Genomic DNA, 16,426 nt, shown 5'->3' on the forward strand with positions numbered 1-16,426 from the left:
TATTGATAACAAAAATCATTTTTTGTAATATTCCTGACAAAAAACAAGGAGTAATTAATGAAAAATGATTTTTCTAAAAAAAATCTATCAATTAAACTTTGTGTTATTTTATTGTCAAGCTCGGCATTATTTGCACAAGAAGAACAAAATACAACATTACTTGAAACCATAACTGTAAGTGGAACTTCTAACTCTAATTATCAAAGTGATGAAAAAGCTAATCTAAATAGAACAAAAATGTCTAAAGAAGATATGGCAAAGTCTATTCAAACTTTTAATCAAAATTTTATAGAAGATGCTCAGCTTCAAAATATTGATGATGTTATAACTATGTCATCAAATACTATTTATACAGGAAGTAGTCATGGAAGAACAAATCAAATATCTATGAGAGGATTTTCAGGCGTTCCTATTTTATTGGATGGAATGAAAATTACAAATAAAATAGCCCGTCCTGAAATTTTTGCTTATGAATCGATAGAGATTCTAAAAGGTCCAGATTCTCTTCAATATGGAGAATCAAGTCCAGGTGGTTTAGTAAATTTGGTTAAGAAAAAACCAACAAAAAACTCTTTAGCTCAAGTTGAGCTTGAAGCAAATGATAATCCATCATATAGCCCTAAGATTGATTTAGGTGGAGCATTAAATAACGATAAATCTTTATATTTTAGATTGACTTCTCTTTTAAAGTATGATGAAGGTTGGACAAATAGTAATACAGATACAAATAAAATTTTTGTAGCTCCCAGTCTAGCTTATGATATAAATGATAATAATACTATTACTTTTGTGACTGAATATACAGATCAAACAGAACCTTCTGATTTTGGAACTTATGTAAATAATAAAGGTAAATTAATCGCTCCAATTAAAAATATGATTTCACATCCAGATGAAGAGTTTGAAAAAACACAAAAAATTGCTGGCTTTGATTTAGATAGTGTTTTTGACACTTGGAATTCAAACTTAAAATATAGATATATTGATTATAAAGGAGTTAATGGTGATGTTCATATGCCACAAAGATATAATCAAGTAACAAATATCGTAACAAGAGCATATGCATACCAAAAACAAGAGTTTCAAGAACATGCTTTACAAGAAACTATAAATAAAGAATTTGATTTATTTGGCAAAAAAAATAATTTAAGTATTGGGGCTGATTATAATAAGGCTTATTCAAAAACTACTATGTTTTATGTACCAACAGTGCCATATAATATAAACTTATCTCATCCAATATATGAACATCTTACAAGTTTAAGTGATCATCCAAATGCAATGAATATGACAACACCAAAAACAAATGTAGAGTCATGGGGAACATTTATTCAAGATAATATAAATTTAACTGATGATTTAATTTTTAGTGCAGGAGTAAGATATAGTGAATCAAAACCACAAAATGGACAAAGAACAGATGCAACTACTCCATCATTTGGTTTAGTTTATCACCTATCATCACAAACTTCATTTTATACAAATTATTCAGAATCTTTCACTCCAAATAGTGCAATGGATAAAAATGGAAAGATTTTAGATCCAGAGACAGGGAAAGGTTATGAATTTGGAGTTAAACAAAAACTATTTGATGATAAATTCGATTTAACAACAGCTTTCTTTAAAATAGAAAAAGAAAATATAGCTTTAGCTGATCCAAATGCTCCAGCTGTTGGAGGTTGGTCTATTTCAAGTGGAAAACAAGAAAGTCAAGGATTTGAAATAGATTTAAGTGGAGATATTACATCAAATTTATCAGTTATTGCTTCTTATGGATATGTAGATACAAAAAATAAAGATGCAAATAATAAAGATTTACGAAATATTCCAAATCATACAGCAAATCTATTTACAACTTATAAATTAACAGCTTTAAATTTACCTGATTATTATATAGGTGGAGGAGCTAAATATATAGGAAATAAATATGCTGATGATGCAAATAACATACAACTTGATTCAGCACTTATTTACAATGCAACAATTGGTTATAAAAAAGGAAATTGGAAAGCAAATTTAAGTGTACAAAACTTAACGGATGAAGAATATGTTGATGGTGCTCTAGCTAGCAATGCAGCAGGAACGAGAGTATATGTAGGAACTCCTAGAACTATTTTAGCAACTATTGGCTACAAGTTTTAAAAGAATAAATTATGTTAAAAAAATTTTATAATTACTTAGCTATTCCAGAAGCTTCAGGAAAAAAAATAGGATTATTTAGAACATTAGCCGCCATTTTTGGCGGTTTAATTGTTGCTTATTTAGGTATGACTCTCGTAGCTTTTTTACTACCAATGAAAGTTTCACAATCTGGAATTATCTCTATTATGTTTAATACTTTTACTTGGGCCTGTACTGCTACTTGGATTGCTTTATCTTACACAAAACTTAGTGCTTTATTAAAAGTTTTAATACCAACTGTGATTTTTTCTATATCACTTTATATTTTATATTAAGGATTATAAATGAAAGAATCAAAATTAAAACTATTTAAACAAAGACTTTTTGCTCTACATATAGCAGCTGGTATTACTTTTTCTATTATTATGTATTTAGCAATATTTTTTGGTATATTTGCTATATTTTTACCATATATTCAAAACTGGGAAAAACCATCTCGTTATATAGAAAAAAGTGATATAACAAAAATTGATTATAACTATATGGTGGAAGAAGTTTTAAAAAATCCAGACTTTCCAAGAGATAATATTCTTATAAATCTTCCAGGAAGACTTGGAGATACAGCAGTTAGTGTACAAAATCGATTTGTAAAACCAATAGTATTTAATCCTAATACAAATGAAAAAATAGAAGATGAATCTAAAGAAATTACATATTTAGCAGCTTTTTTAAATGAACTTCATTATGGACAACCACTAAAATTAATTGGTAGATTGGCTTTTGGATTTACAGCTGTTGGAACTTTGGCTTTAGTAGTAACTGGACTTATTTTAATATATTTATTTAAATTTAAATATCAAGCAAAAAATAGACAAGCCCTATTCTCTACAATTCATGTAAAAATTTTTACTTGGGCTTTTGTACCATTTTTACTTATTACAATTAGTGGTGCAGTTATGAATGTAGGACTTATTTCTGCTCCACCAATGGCAAAAATGTTAACCCATGGTGAAGCAAAGGCAATAGATGAACTTGTAGGAAGTACACTTTTCCCACAAAATAAACCTATAAAAAAAGAGAATATTGAAGTTTCAATGTTACCTTTGAATCAACTTTTGATAAAAGCACAAGAGATAAATCCACAACTAACATTTAAACAAATAAAACTTATAAACTGGAATGATAAAACAGCACGAGTTGAGTTTATAGGATATAACCCTTATAAACCATTTTTAAATGGTGGAATATTTAATATTCCTTATGTAGCCTTAGATGCACACACAGGTGAACTACTTGAAAATAAAAAAGTTCTTGATAATATAATTCCTGTATTTGTAGCTGAAGGACTATTTTTCTTACATTTTTTATTTGGTATTGATATCTTTTCAAGAGTAATTGTTGCACTTATAATGGCGCTTTGTGGAGTTGCTATTGGATTTGGAGTAATGTTATGGCTTGAAAAAAAAGCAAAAAAGTTTGAAGGAAAAATCACTTTTTATCATTGGATGGGGAAATTATCTTTAGCGACAATGGTCGGAGTTGTTCCTGCAACTGCAATTTTATTCATATTACAATGGACTTTACCATTTACTTTAGAAGATAGAGTTTTATGGCAACAAGGACTTTTTTATAATGTTTGGCTTTTCACTCTATTTTGGTCATTTTATAGAATAAATTCGTATCAAGCAAGTAAAGAGTTTTTATTTATTGGTGGAGTTTTATTTATTGTAGCTGTTTTCATGCACTTAACAAGTTTCAATTTTCAAACACTTTTAAATAGCTATTTTGGAGTTGATATAACTTTAGTTTTATTTGGATTATTATTGATTTATATTTCAAAAAAACTACCAAAAAATAGAAAAGATTTTACATTAACTAAAATATTTAACAAAGGAAAAACAGATGAAAAAACTATTTAAAATTTCACTTATATTATTTACACCTATATATCTTTTTGCTCACTCTTTAGTTTTGAGTTTATATGATAATAATGATGGAACAATAAGCGTTGTAGGAGAGTTTAATACAGGTGAAAGTGCTGCTGGAGCTTTAGTAAAATTAGTAGCTATTCATTCAGGAGAAATTCTTTTTCAGCAAAGACTATCAGATGATGAATTAGTTGTACAAATTCCAAAAATTCCATATAAAGTTATTTTAGATGGAGGTCCTGGTCATACTGAAGAAAAAATGGGAATTGCTCCACAACATGGTTTTGAAAAAGTAGAAGAAAAAAAAGAGTTAAAAACTGAAACAAAAAAAGAAGAAAAACCAAGTAGAAGTTTGATGCAAATCTCTTCTAGTCCTGCTGTAACTATTAGTATAATTTTAGCTTTTGTTTTACTTTTTGCAACAATTTTTGTAAGTATAAAAAATACAAATAAACTTTTAAAAGAGATACAAAAATAGATATGTGAAAATCACATATCTATTTTATTCATCATCGCTAACTGCACCAACTGGTTCTAATGCTGCTAAATAATCTTTGAATCTTTTTTGTCCTAAATTATCAGCTTTATAATCATTTATCAATTTTTCTATATAATTCACCACTTCGCTAGCAGGAACTTTTACACCAATTTTTCTTGAAATTCTACTTTTTTGTGTACCTTCTAAATTCCCACCTAATAAAACTTCATATCCTTCAACTCTTTGTCCTTCATGTCTAATCATAGCTCCAACAAATCCAATATCTGAAATTTGTGGATGAGAACAAGCATTTCCACATCCAGAAAATGAAATAGTCACATCTTCTTTAAAATCAGGGAATTTATTTTCAAGTTCAACTACAACTTTTTTTGCATACTCTTTAGTTTCAGTGATTCCAAATTTACAGAACTCTTTTCCAGTACATGATTGTAATCTTGCTCTAAATGGTGTTGGTTCATAAGGATAACCTAAAGCTACAAACTCATTTGCTAAATCTTGAACAACCTCATCTTTTACATCATAAACTACAAAATTTTGAGTTGCTGTTAAAGCTATTCCACCTGCATTATATTTTTTACAGATTTCATAAAATTTAGCAAAATCACTTCCTGCAACTCTTCCAGAATTTGTTGCAAATCCAACATAAGAGTAACCTTTTGTTTTTTCTTTATTTATTCCAAAGTGATTTCTATTTTCAAAAGATGCAACTTTTGGTTCTTTTTCTCCAACTTCAAGTTTATAACCAATAACTTTTTCTATTTCATCAACAAATTTTTCAATTCCCCAATCATTTAAAAGGTGTCTAACTCTTGCTTTATTTCTATTACTTCTATTTCCATTATCTCTAAAAATCTCAGCACAAGCAACTGCTACATCTAAAACTTGCTCAGGTTTTACATATCTTGAAGCTCTTGTTGCTATTTGCTTAGATTTTGATAAACCTCCACCAATAGTTAAATCAAAAGCAACTTCACCATTTTCTTTTTTAAATGCAGTAAAAGCAACATCTTGTATTTCATGAGATGCACAGTGACATTTACAGCCACTTATACCTATTTTATATTTTCTAGGGAAATTACAGAATCTATCATCATTTTTATCAAAATAGTTATCAACTTCTTTTACAAGTGCTCTTACATCATAAATTTCACCTTCATCTACTCCACTAACAGGACAAGTCATAATTGGTCTTGGTCCATCTCCTGATGCCATTCTTGAAGTTAAATTAACACTACCTAATAAATCAAATATCGCAGGAATATCTTTTATTTGAATATAGTGAAATTGTACATTTTGTCTTGTTGTAAAATCAACAAGTCCTTGAGCATATTTTTGCCCTATTTCACTCATAACTCTTAGTTGCTCTAAATTCATTTTAGTATCAACTAATTTGATTCTTTTCATAAAATATTTTTTATCTTCTGTTCCATCACTATTTACATGAGGATACATTCCATACCATTTTAAAAGTCCAATATACTCATCTTTTAATGGTATTCCTTCATTTGCCTCTTTATATACATCATCTATTACTCTTAATGGATTTCTTGAAGCTTTTAGTTGCTCTAAAGCTGATAATTCTTTTTCCATAATAACTCCACAAAATAGTTAAATTTTTTGTTTTAAAATGTGATATTATATTCCTTTAACTTTAAACAAGTATTAAAATAATCTTGATTAAATTACTAATATATAATTTCAATTACAAAAATTGAAATTTTTTAATTTTTTATAGTTTATAATTACGACGTAGAATAAAACAATTTTCTTTATTCTATCTAAATTTTTCAGGAGAATATATTGAGCGCTTCATTTATAAATGAGCCAGAAAATTTTGTTCCTTTTCTTGACCTTTTAAAACAACTAATAAGAGTTCCATCAGTAACTGGTGCTGAACACTCTTTTTTATTATATTTAAAAAGAGAATTAGAAGAGATAGGAATAAAAACACAATATTACGATGGTTTACTCGTTGCACAAGGAAATAATCCTACAAAAGGAATATTAAGTGCACACATCGATAGACACGGAGTTATTTGTACTGGACCAAATGAATTTCAGTTTGCTGCATTTTTAGCTAAGAATCGTTCAGATTTAAGAGGAAATTCACTATCAGAACAAACATATCAGTTGATTGCAAAAAGATATATAAATCAACAAGTTCTTGCTTACGAACCTTGGAGTGGAAGTTATCTTGGTATTGGTCAAATAAAAGATGCTTTTATGTGTGAAGAAATAAACAATCTAATTTTTGAAATTGAAGGTTTATCTCACTTACAACCAGGAACTCCAATAGCTTTTAGTGACAAACTAAAAAGAAAAGATGATTTAATATCTGCTCAACTTGATAATGTTATCTCTGCTGCAATAATAATCTATTTATATCAAAACGGATTTCAAGGTACTGCATTTTTTACAGCACAAGAAGAAGCTGGAAAATCTTGGAGATATGTATATGAATGGTTTAAAAAAAATAATCTATCAACAAATGAACTATTAGTTTTAGATACAAGTCCGTATGATACAAGAGATGAAGCAGATAAGCAGTTAGTAGTTTTGAGAAATAAAGATGTAAATGCAAAATTTAAATCTCCTATTTTAAAACAACTAAAAGAGTTTTGTCATAAAAATGATATTGATTTTTCTTGTAAAGATACTTTTATTGAAGAAAAAAATAAAATTAGAGAAGAAAATGGATTACCTATTTTATCTTTAGGAAGTACAGAACTTGGAAGAATAGTTATGGAATCAAATGGAACTATTCAAGGTACAACTTTACAAATACCAACAACTGGTTATCACACAGTTGAAGAAACAGCTTCAATAAAGTCTGTTAAAGCAATTTTACACATCTTAAGCAGTTTATATATCGATAAATGCTTAAAAAAATAAACAATTTAATTTAGAGGAAATTAAAACTATGAATTTGGCTATTATTTACGAATTAAGAGCAAATGATGTAAGTGAAGAGCATATTGAATTAATTATGGATAGAGTAAAAAATAGATTAACTGAAGAGAATATTGATAAAGAACTTGTAAAGTTAGGTTATCCTAAAATATTCACTGTTGATTATGACGACTATGACAACTACGATTATGATAATTATAGTCCTACAAACAAGGGAAATTATGAAGAAATTGACTAATAAAGAGTTAGTAAAACTGTATTATGATGAATTATGGAATAAACATAAAAAAGAGTATATTGACATCGTATTTGATGATAATATCACCTTTCACGGTTCATTAGATATAACTGTAAAAGGGAAAAAAGAGTTTGAAAAATATATGGATAGTATGATAACTGCTATTCCAAATCTTTTTCATAGTATTATAACAATGGTTTGTGAAGAAGATAATATCGCTGTAAGAGCTTTATATAACGGAAGACATACTGGAAAATTACTTGATTATGAACCAACTAACAATAAAATCACTTATAATGGTGCTTCATTTTTTAAATTTAAAGATGGAAAAATTATAGATATTTGGGTACTTGGTGATTTAAAAACACTTATTCAACAACTTTCATAAACTTAATGTTTATGAAAGATTTATAAATCTTTTTTAACAATAAACACTCACTTTTATATAAAACAAAGGCTTATTTTGAACAATCATTTAATAGAAATTTTAAAAGAAAAAACAAATTTTTCATCTAAAGTAATTTCAAATATCATAAAACTTTTAGACGAAGGTTGTACTATCCCATTTATTGCACGATATAGAAAAGATTTTACAGATGGTGCAACAGATGAACAACTTCGTATCTTTGAAGAAGTTTATGAATACTCTAAAAAACTTCTTGTACGAAAAGAAGAGATAATAGCTCTTTTAAAAGAGAAAAATTTTTTAGATGAGAAAGTTTTAAAAAATCTTGAAAGTGCAACAACACTTCAAGCTTGTGAAGATATTTATGCTCCATTTAAAGAGAAAAAATCTTCAAGAACAACAGCTGCTATTGAAAATGGTTTAGAACCCTTGGCAAATATAATCCAAAGTATGAAATACTCACTTGAAGAGATAAATCAAAAAGCAAAACAATTTTTAAATCAAAATATTACAACTATTGATGAAGCAATAAATGGTGCAAAAGATATCATCGCACAAAGATATGCAGATGATTTCAAATCAAAAGAGGTTTTAAGAAACCTAATAGCAAATTGGGGAACACTTGAAATAAAAGCAACTAAAGAGCTTGATAAAAATGGTCTTTATGCTTCATTTGTAGATAGTAATGAAAAAATAAAATATATAAAATCTCATAGAGTTTTAGCAATATTAAGAGGTGTAAATGAAAAACAACTCTCAATAAAAGTTGAAATTGATGAAAATCATATTTTAGAAAATATTAAAAAATATAAAATCCCAATAAATGCAGAAAGTTCAAAAGAGTTAGTTTTTGATGCTTATAAAGATGGACTAAAAAGACTACTTCTTCCAAGTCTAAAAAGAGAAGCTATAACAGCTTTAAAAGAAAAAGCAAGTAGTGAAGCTATAGAACTTTTTGGAAAAAATCTAAAAGAACTACTTTTAACTGCACCACTTGTAAATCAAATGATTTTAGGAATGGATCCAGGATATAAAACTGGTTGTAAATTAGCTGTTATTGATGAAAATGGACTTTATTTAGATAGTGCAGTTATATATCCAACAAAACCAAAAGAGGATATAGTAAGCTCATCAAAAGTTGTATTAGATTTAATCAAAAAATATAAAATCACAACTATTGCAATAGGAAATGGAACAGCTTCAAGAGAAACTGCAAACTTTATAAATGAACTAATCAAACAAAATAATTTAGATGTAAACTACGCAATCGTTAGTGAAATAGGAGCTAGTGTTTATTCTGCTTCAAAAATTGCTATTGAAGAGTATCCAAATCTTGATGTTACAATAAGAGGTGCAATTTCTATAGCTTCAAGACTTCGTGACCCAATGGCAGCTTTGGTAAAAATTGACCCAAAATCACTTGGGATTGGTCAATATCAGCACGATGTAAACCAAAAAGAGTTAGCTTTAAAACTTGAAAATATCACTATTGACTTAGTAAATAAAGTTGGAGTTGATTTAAACTCTGCTTCATATAAACTTCTATCTTTTATCTCTGGGATTACCGAAAAATTAGCAAAAAACATAGTTGAACATAGAAATAAAATCAAAAAGTTCAATACTAAAAATGAACTGCTTAAAGTAAAAGGTATTGGAGAAAAAGCTTATGAGCAATGTGTTGGATTTTTAAGAATCAAAGATGGATTATCAATCTTAGATAACACTGCCATTCACCCTGAAGATTATGAAGTAACTGCAAAACTTCAAAAAAACTATAAAGTTGAAGAGATAAAAGATTTTGAAAAAGTTTCAAATGAGATAAATACAAGTTTACTAAAACTAAAAGATATCGTAACTGAACTTTTAAAACCTGGATATGATGTAAGAACTGAGTTCAATCAAGTAAAATTTGCAAATGATATTTTAGATATAAATGATTTAAAAGAAGGCTATATTTTAAGTGGAATAGTAAGAAATATCACAGATTTTGGTGCTTTTGTGGATATTGGTCTAAAAAATGATGCCCTACTTCATATCTCACAAATCAGTGAAAAAAGAATATCTCATGCAAGTGATGTTTTAAGTATAAATCAAAATCTAGAAAATCTAAAGGTAATAAGTGTAGATTTAGAAAAACAAAGAGTTGGGTTAAGTTTAAAAAATTAACTCAAAGAATTAATCACCAAACAAAACCTCAACACCATATTCAGGATGAAGGATTACTTTTTTAAAGTAATCCACTCTTTGTTTTTGTCCATATCTTTTTTGAGATTTGAACTTTAACTCTAATTCTTCACCATTTAATATAGCTCTTACTTCACTATGTTTTAGATAGTGACCATATCGACTTAATGCATTTTGCCAAATCTTAAATCCACATTTAGAATCTGCACTCAATTCAAATAGTTCGCCATCTTCACTTACCCAAGAAGCATTTGAACAAGCATAAAGTTCGACTTTTTTACCTCGAACTTCTTTTTTTCTAACTTCTATTTGTCCATCATCACAATATGGACATTTTCCTAAAAACATAAATATTTTTTAGTTCTTAAAAGCTATTGTATCTACTTCAACTAAAACATTTTTTGGCAATGTTTTAACAGCAACTGTACTTCTTGCAGGTGCAGTTTCAGCTTTAAAGTATTGACCATAGATTTCATTGAAAGCTACAAAGTTATCCATATCTGATAAATAACAAGTTGTTTTTAAAACATTTTCAAAAGAACTTCCAGCTTCTTCTAATACAGCTTTTAGATTTTCCATAACTTGTTTTGTTTGTTCTTGAACTCCACCACTTACTATATCCATAGTTTTTGGGTCAAGTGCGATTTGTCCTGAAGTAAATACTAACTTTTCAAAAGTTGTTGCTTGATTATATGGTCCTATTGCACTTGGTGCATCTGGTGTACTTACTATTTTTTTCATTTTTTATCCTTTATTTTAAAATTTGTATTATATTTAGTTTTTACTTGTTTTTAGAAAAAAACAGCTCAAATTCATTTTTAAGATGATTTAAAATTGGTGTTTCACTCATATATAAACCACCACTTTTTACAGCTGCTTCTACGATAGCTTTTGTATAGTTATGAATATCATCTCGAACAAACATTTCATCAACATTTAGCCAAATAGCTTCACTGATTTCTTCTTTATCTTTTATATCTATTTTTGTACTTTTTGGAATAGCTTTACATAAAACATACAAATTTGACTTATGAAATTGATGTGGATAAAAGTGCCCCAAAGAAATAATCTTCTCAAATTCTACAACTACTCCTGTTTCTTCAAAAACTTCTCTACTTAAAGCAGTTGTTATCATCTCAGCATCATCAATATGTCCACCAGGAAGTTTATAATACTCATTTCGTATTTGCTCTTTTATCAAAAGTATCTCATCTTTTTTATTTATAACAACTGCACCAACTCCTAAAGTATGATTTGCTAAAGTTGGAACTATTGCATTTTCTTTTAAAACTTTTACTAAAAGTAAATAATCACTATTACAAGAGTGAAAAGTAAAACCAAAGTTTGTAGCAATTGAAATAAATGATGATTTTTTTATATCTATATAAATCCAAATTAGATTTCTTTTATCTTTTACTTCATCTATCAAATAAGCTAAATTAGTTTCAAACTCTTCTTTTGTTTTAGGTAAATCTTCACTTTGTATAGTCAAACCATTATATGGGTCAAGACTTGTTTTAAAATCAAATATATATTCAATACTTGTATTATTCATAATATGCCCTTTTTAAACATACCTAATAGGTAAATAATAATCCAAAATAAATTCTCCATCATCACTTAAAAAATGGTTTTTATGATAAATTGTATAAGATGGATTAGGTGTTGTTTCATAACCACTTTCTATTAGCCAAGTGTGGTAAACCCACTGAATTAGCTTTATAACATCTCCATATTTTCCACTTAAAGAGAATTTTGCATAAACTCCTTTTGGAATAATCAAACTAGGAAGTAAAAAATCCAAAGAAGCTTTTTCTTTGTCTTCCAAAACAACTATCGCAATATATTGACAATCTTCAAGTGGTGTGATAATAGGATTATCATGATGAAGAGCCATTTGTTTATACTCTTTTATATCATTTGTATATATCCAAGTTTGAAGTTTTTGCCAAGTTTTTTTAATGCTTTTATCATATCCTTTGTGTCTTATATAATACCCTTTTATTTCTGGCATTTTTACAATACTTGGTTCTATATTTGAAAAATCTATTGCTTGGCTATTTGTAGATATTTTTTCAACTATTTTATTTGAATACTCTTTATAACCACCATTTTTCCACTCTTTTGGTGTCATTAGAAATCTTTGTTTAAAACTTCTTAGAAATGAAGTTTGAGAGCTATATCCAGTCATTTTTGCAATATCTGTTATCGTTGAATATCTATTTGTAATAAGCAAATTTGCAGCTTTTTCAAGCCTTATTGATTTTATGCTTTCATAAATATTTTTGCCAAACTCTTCTTTAAAAATTCTATGAAGATGAAATTTACTTATTTTTAACTCCAAACATAACTCATCAATATTTATATTTGTATCTATATATTTATAAATATAGTTCATAACATCATTTGATATTTTGGCTCGTTTTTCGAAGGTAACTCTTTTCATAAATAGAGTATAGCATTTAATGTATATAAAATTAGCAAAAATAGATAATAATAAAAGCATTTTTTGTAAAGTATAAATCAAAGTTTTTTTGTAGACTTTCAAAAATAATTTATAAGGGAATTTTTATCCATGAGTATCAAAAGATCATTTATTAGAGAAATCCTAGAAGCAATAGATGAAGAAACTATTTCATTTGCTGGTGGACTTCCAAGTGAAAATCTATTTCCAACACAAGATTTAAAAGAAGCAACATTAAAAATATTAGATAATCCAAAAATTTATCAATATACAATTAGTAATGGAATAAATGAATTAAGAGAACAAATTGCACTAAGATATACAAAACAAGGCTTTCCAACAACAAAAGATAATATTTTGATAACAACAGGAAGCCAACAAGCCATGTATATTTTGGCAAAGTTTTTTGAAAATAAAGATATTACTATTGAAGAGCCATCATATTTAGGAGCTATGAATATTTTTAGACTAAATAATCTAAAAATGCATGGTGTTAAACTTGAAAATGATGGAGTAAATATTCAAGATTTTGAAAAAAGTTTTAAAAATACAAAATTAGCATATCTAATTCCAGATTTTCAAAATCCAAGTGCAACAACTTATAGTTTAGAAAAAAGATATGAAATTGTAAAAATAGTAGAAAAAAATGATGGATATTTAATAGAAGATAGTCCTTATAGTGAACTATTTTTTGATAAAAAAATGCCTTATATCAGTGCAAAACTTCCAAAAAATTCTTTTCATTTAGGAAGTTTTTCAAAAACTTTAGTTCCAAGTTATAGAATTGGTTGGATAAGAGCTGATGAAAAATTAATTCAATCTATTATGATTATAAAAGAGAGTATTGATTTACACTCAAGTGGATTTTCACAATATATACTTGCAGAATATTTAAAAGATGAAGCTAAATATGAAAAACATCTTCAAGAAATAAGAGATGATTACAATAAAAAAGCATCTTATTTTTCAGAACAATTAAACTTAATAATGCCAGAGTTTAAACACGAAAAACCAAAAGGTGGGATGTTTTTATATGGAACTTTTGGACAAGGAGTTGATACTTTTGCACTTGTTCAAGAGTGCTTAAAGAAAAAAGTAGTTTATGTTCCTGGAAACCAATTTTATATAGATAAAGTTCCAAATGGTGAGATAAGATTTAACTACACTCACTCAAACTTTGAGCAAATTGAAAAAGGTATAAAACTTATTAAAAGTTGTTTGTAAAATAGAAAAATCTATTTTACAAATTTACTTTTTAGTAATTTATAAATTCTTACAATCTTCTCTTTTAATCTACTTTTTGAAATAAAAAGATTCTCTTTTATCTCTTTTTTTATAATTGATGCTTTCTCTTTTATCAACAAATATGCTTTTGAATTTTTTATTTTATTTATAAATAAAACAAGCTTTTCATAAATATATTTAAACCAAACAAACTCCAATAATTTCTCTTTTGTTGTATTAAAATACCAAAAAATAAGCGCAGCAATTGGAATTTTTAAAAGATATAAAAAAGTTCCTAAGATTATATGTCCTGATATAAATACAAATCCTGCATAAACACCTAAAAGTTCAACTAAAAAAAATGGAATTATAAAAATAATCAAAATGATATAAGAGTTTAAAGCTAAAATTTTAGGAATTAGATTTTTAAAAAGTGAAAAATTTGATATATAAGAGATAATTGGTTTTGCAAATTTATCCCAAATTAACTCTTCAAAAATTATATAAACAAATACTAAAAATATTAAAAGAAAATTTATTATTCGTTTATACATATTCTATCTTTTTGTTTTTTTAACTCTTCTATAATAAAAATAGGCAAATATTGCTAATAAAATTAGAATTACTATAACAATTATATGTAAATACTCTTTTACTAAAGCTTGATTATTGCCTAAAAAATATCCTAAAATTGTCAAAATCAATACCCAAATTCCTGCACCTAAACTTGTATATAAGCTAAATACAAAAATATTCATTCGAGCTAATCCAGCAGGAAGTGAAATATATTGTCTAACTCCAGGTATTAATCTTCCTGAGAATGTTGAAATATGTCCATGATTTTTAAAAAACTCTTCCATTTTTAAAATAGTCTCTTCACTTATTAAAATATATTTTCCATATCTTAATAAAAATGCACGTCCAAGTTTTATGGCAAAATAGTAGTTAAATAATGCACCTGCAAGCGAACCTAATATTCCAAATAATAAAACTAGATAGATATTCATTTCACCTTTTGAAGCTAAATAACCAGCAGGTATCATCACAACTTCTGAAGGAAATGGGAAAAAAGAACTTTCTAAAAACATCATTATAAAAATTCCAAAGTAACCTAAGCTACTAACAGTTTCAACAATAAAATTAATTATACTCGATAACAAAAGATTTCCTTGAATTAGGATTTGTATTTAAAAAAGTTTTTTGAAAAGATTTGTATTTTTTGAAGTTTGACATAGAGTCAAAATTAAGGCGATGCCTTAATTTATCTTTTTAACTCTTTAATTCTTGCAGCTTTACCTTTTAATCCTCTTAAGAAGTTAAGTTTAGCTCTTCTTACTCTTCCTCTTCTAATTACTTCAAAAGATTTTAAAGACTCAGAATATAATGGAAAGATTCTTTCAACACCAATAGAGTTAGCACCAAGCTTTCTAATTGTGAAAGTAGCATCTACACCATTACCACTTCTTCCAATGATAATACCTTCGAAAGTTTGAATTCTTTTTTTCTCACCTTCTTTAATCTCAACACCGATTCTTACAGTATCACCTGATCTGAATTGAGGAATTTGTTTTTCTGCAATTTGCGCTGCTTCAAAGCTTGCAATATATCTATTTTTCATCGTATTTCCCTTTGGCGAAAGTGCCCGCATTTGCAACTTGCGGGGTATCACACTTTTATTTAAATTTTTTGTTTGTAATTAAACCTGGTCTAAAGTATTTTGTTTTGCAAATAGACAGGTTTTTTTTTAGGTCGAGAATTTTAATATGATTTCCCTTTAAATATTCTTTAATGACACTTAAATTTTGGTAATTTTCAGGTTTTGTAAAAGAAGGCGCTTCTAGAAGGTTGTTTTCATAACTTTCAACTTCTAAAGAATCAGCATTTCCTAAAACATTTTCAATATTTCTTGAAATTGCATCTGCCATAACAGTTGAAGCTAATTCTCCTCCTGTTAGTATATATTCTCCAATACTAAAAACTTCATTGGCATACTTTTCTATAACTCTTTCATCAATTCCTTCATATCTTCCACTTACAAATACTATATTTTTTTTCTTTGCTAATCTTTTTGCATCATTTTGTTTAAAAGGTTTTGCAGCTGCAAGAGGGAAAATTATATAAGCATCTTCATTTTTGCTTTTTATTTCATCTAAACAATCAAATAATGGTTGACAAGATAGAAGCATTCCTGCTCCACCACCTACCATTTGGTCATCAACTTTTTTATGTTTATTAGTTGTAAAATCTCTAGGATTATAAAACTCATAACTAATAAAGTTAGATTCAACTGCTCTTTTTAGGATAGAGTCATGAAAATATGGTTCAATTAAGTTAGAGAAAAGTGTTACAAATGTAAATTTCAAAATTCTAAATCCATTTTTACTTGGAATACTATCATATTTATTTTTATTTATTATTAAGTATTATTAACTTAAACTTCATTTTTAATTAT

At 27.2% G+C, this 16,426-nt stretch carries 18 protein-coding genes; 9 read left to right on the forward strand and 9 right to left on the reverse strand.

All coding sequences use genetic code 11. The features are described from left to right. Positions 1 to 57: 57 nt before the first annotated feature. Genes CKV87_RS10045 through CKV87_RS10060 form a run of 4 tightly spaced genes read left to right on the forward strand, consistent with a single transcriptional unit; the run spans position 58 to position 4,527 of the window. Entirely contained in the window at positions 58 to 2,142 is a 2,085-nt protein-coding gene (locus CKV87_RS10045) for a TonB-dependent siderophore receptor (protein WP_012147900.1), read from the forward strand. Between the two features lie 11 nt (positions 2,143 to 2,153). Further along, entirely contained in the window at positions 2,154 to 2,456 is a 303-nt protein-coding gene (locus tag CKV87_RS10050; protein ID WP_012147901.1) for a hypothetical protein, read from the forward strand. A gap of 9 nt (positions 2,457 to 2,465) precedes the next feature. Then, positions 2,466 to 4,040: a PepSY-associated TM helix domain-containing protein gene (locus CKV87_RS10055; RefSeq protein WP_012147902.1), complete on the forward strand. Its 1,575-nt coding sequence runs from the start codon at positions 2,466 to 2,468 to the stop codon at positions 4,038 to 4,040. Then, a complete protein-coding gene (locus tag CKV87_RS10060) occupies positions 4,024 to 4,527 on the forward strand; it encodes a hypothetical protein (protein ID WP_012147903.1) in 504 nt (167 codons plus the stop codon). Before CKV87_RS10055 ends, CKV87_RS10060 begins: the two co-directional genes overlap by 17 nt. A gap of 24 nt (positions 4,528 to 4,551) precedes the next feature. Here the strand turns inward: CKV87_RS10060 and CKV87_RS10065 are convergent, their stop codons facing one another. Next, positions 4,552 to 6,138 (reverse strand): nitrite/sulfite reductase, encoded by a 1,587-nt coding sequence (locus CKV87_RS10065; protein ID WP_012147904.1) that lies wholly within the window; start codon positions 6,136 to 6,138, stop codon positions 4,552 to 4,554. A gap of 210 nt (positions 6,139 to 6,348) precedes the next feature. Between CKV87_RS10065 and CKV87_RS10070 the strand changes: the two genes are divergently transcribed. The 4 genes from CKV87_RS10070 (at position 6,349) to CKV87_RS10085 (ending at position 10,268) form a co-directional block, all read left to right on the forward strand. Further along, positions 6,349 to 7,440 (forward strand): hypothetical protein, encoded by a 1,092-nt coding sequence (locus CKV87_RS10070; RefSeq protein ID WP_012147905.1) that lies wholly within the window; start codon positions 6,349 to 6,351, stop codon positions 7,438 to 7,440. A gap of 28 nt (positions 7,441 to 7,468) precedes the next feature. Next, positions 7,469 to 7,696, forward strand: coding sequence for a hypothetical protein (locus CKV87_RS10075; protein ID WP_004510901.1), 228 nt, complete (start codon positions 7,469 to 7,471; stop codon positions 7,694 to 7,696). Continuing rightward, a complete protein-coding gene (locus CKV87_RS10080; RefSeq protein WP_004510902.1) occupies positions 7,680 to 8,084 on the forward strand; it encodes an ester cyclase in 405 nt (134 codons plus the stop codon). Before CKV87_RS10075 ends, CKV87_RS10080 begins: the two co-directional genes overlap by 17 nt. 75 nt (positions 8,085 to 8,159) lie before the next feature. After that, positions 8,160 to 10,268, forward strand: coding sequence for a helix-hairpin-helix domain-containing protein (locus tag CKV87_RS10085; RefSeq protein ID WP_012147906.1), 2,109 nt, complete (start codon positions 8,160 to 8,162; stop codon positions 10,266 to 10,268). 9 nt (positions 10,269 to 10,277) lie between these two features. Here the strand turns inward: CKV87_RS10085 and CKV87_RS10090 are convergent, their stop codons facing one another. Genes CKV87_RS10090 through CKV87_RS10105 form a run of 4 tightly spaced genes read right to left on the reverse strand, consistent with a single transcriptional unit; the run spans position 10,278 to position 12,732 of the window. Further along, complete coding sequence (locus CKV87_RS10090; protein WP_004510905.1) at positions 10,278 to 10,634, reverse strand: hypothetical protein; 357 nt, start codon at positions 10,632 to 10,634, stop codon at positions 10,278 to 10,280. A gap of 9 nt (positions 10,635 to 10,643) precedes the next feature. Then, positions 10,644 to 11,027, reverse strand: coding sequence for a RidA family protein (locus CKV87_RS10095; protein ID WP_004510906.1), 384 nt, complete (start codon positions 11,025 to 11,027; stop codon positions 10,644 to 10,646). 40 nt (positions 11,028 to 11,067) lie between these two features. Beyond that, on the reverse strand, positions 11,068 to 11,841 hold the full coding sequence (locus CKV87_RS10100) for an NUDIX hydrolase (RefSeq protein ID WP_012147907.1): 774 nt from the start codon (positions 11,839 to 11,841) through the stop codon (positions 11,068 to 11,070). A 12-nt stretch (positions 11,842 to 11,853) separates the two neighbouring features. After that, the gene (locus tag CKV87_RS10105) at positions 11,854 to 12,732 is read right to left on the reverse strand and encodes an AraC family transcriptional regulator (RefSeq protein WP_012147908.1); all 879 of its coding nucleotides are present in this window, start codon (positions 12,730 to 12,732) and stop codon (positions 11,854 to 11,856) included. A 129-nt stretch (positions 12,733 to 12,861) separates the two neighbouring features. Here CKV87_RS10105 and CKV87_RS10110 point away from each other — a divergent pair, with 129 nt between their 5' ends. Next, a complete protein-coding gene (locus CKV87_RS10110; RefSeq protein ID WP_012147909.1) occupies positions 12,862 to 13,974 on the forward strand; it encodes an aminotransferase-like domain-containing protein in 1,113 nt (370 codons plus the stop codon). An 11-nt stretch (positions 13,975 to 13,985) separates the two neighbouring features. Here the strand turns inward: CKV87_RS10110 and CKV87_RS10115 are convergent, their stop codons facing one another. The 4 genes from CKV87_RS10115 to trmD form a co-directional block, all read right to left on the reverse strand. After that, the gene (locus CKV87_RS10115; RefSeq protein ID WP_012147910.1) at positions 13,986 to 14,528 is read right to left on the reverse strand and encodes a hypothetical protein; all 543 of its coding nucleotides are present in this window, start codon (positions 14,526 to 14,528) and stop codon (positions 13,986 to 13,988) included. Positions 14,529 to 14,531: 3 nt separating this feature from the next. Beyond that, the gene (locus CKV87_RS10120; protein WP_012147911.1) at positions 14,532 to 15,134 is read right to left on the reverse strand and encodes a DedA family protein; all 603 of its coding nucleotides are present in this window, start codon (positions 15,132 to 15,134) and stop codon (positions 14,532 to 14,534) included. Between the two features lie 101 nt (positions 15,135 to 15,235). Continuing rightward, on the reverse strand, positions 15,236 to 15,592 hold the full coding sequence (gene rplS / locus CKV87_RS10125) for a 50S ribosomal protein L19 (protein ID WP_012147912.1): 357 nt from the start codon (positions 15,590 to 15,592) through the stop codon (positions 15,236 to 15,238). 55 nt (positions 15,593 to 15,647) lie between these two features. Then, positions 15,648 to 16,337 (reverse strand): tRNA (guanosine(37)-N1)-methyltransferase TrmD, encoded by a 690-nt coding sequence (trmD, locus tag CKV87_RS10130; RefSeq protein WP_012147913.1) that lies wholly within the window; start codon positions 16,335 to 16,337, stop codon positions 15,648 to 15,650. Positions 16,338 to 16,426: the final 89 nt, after the last annotated feature.

The sequence above is a fragment of the Aliarcobacter butzleri genome (genome assembly GCF_900187115.1).
Lineage (GTDB): Bacteria > Campylobacterota > Campylobacteria > Campylobacterales > Arcobacteraceae > Aliarcobacter > Aliarcobacter butzleri.

Coding starts and splice junctions, on each gene's coding strand:
- CKV87_RS10045 (WP_012147900.1), top strand. CDS start 58: ATGAAAAATGATTTTTCTAAAAAAAATCTATCAATTAAACTTTGTGTT.
- CKV87_RS10050 (WP_012147901.1), top strand. CDS start 2,154: ATGTTAAAAAAATTTTATAATTACTTAGCTATTCCAGAAGCTTCAGGA.
- CKV87_RS10055 (WP_012147902.1), top strand. CDS start 2,466: ATGAAAGAATCAAAATTAAAACTATTTAAACAAAGACTTTTTGCTCTA.
- CKV87_RS10060 (WP_012147903.1), top strand. CDS start 4,024: ATGAAAAAACTATTTAAAATTTCACTTATATTATTTACACCTATATAT.
- CKV87_RS10065 (WP_012147904.1), bottom strand. CDS start 6,138: ATGGAAAAAGAATTATCAGCTTTAGAGCAACTAAAAGCTTCAAGAAAT.
- CKV87_RS10075 (WP_004510901.1), top strand. CDS start 7,469: ATGAATTTGGCTATTATTTACGAATTAAGAGCAAATGATGTAAGTGAA.
- CKV87_RS10080 (WP_004510902.1), top strand. CDS start 7,680: ATGAAGAAATTGACTAATAAAGAGTTAGTAAAACTGTATTATGATGAA.
- CKV87_RS10090 (WP_004510905.1), bottom strand. CDS start 10,634: ATGTTTTTAGGAAAATGTCCATATTGTGATGATGGACAAATAGAAGTT.
- CKV87_RS10095 (WP_004510906.1), bottom strand. CDS start 11,027: ATGAAAAAAATAGTAAGTACACCAGATGCACCAAGTGCAATAGGACCA.
- CKV87_RS10100 (WP_012147907.1), bottom strand. CDS start 11,841: ATGAATAATACAAGTATTGAATATATATTTGATTTTAAAACAAGTCTT.
- CKV87_RS10105 (WP_012147908.1), bottom strand. CDS start 12,732: ATGAAAAGAGTTACCTTCGAAAAACGAGCCAAAATATCAAATGATGTT.
- CKV87_RS10110 (WP_012147909.1), top strand. CDS start 12,862: ATGAGTATCAAAAGATCATTTATTAGAGAAATCCTAGAAGCAATAGAT.
- CKV87_RS10115 (WP_012147910.1), bottom strand. CDS start 14,528: ATGTATAAACGAATAATAAATTTTCTTTTAATATTTTTAGTATTTGTT.
- rplS (WP_012147912.1), bottom strand. CDS start 15,592: ATGAAAAATAGATATATTGCAAGCTTTGAAGCAGCGCAAATTGCAGAA.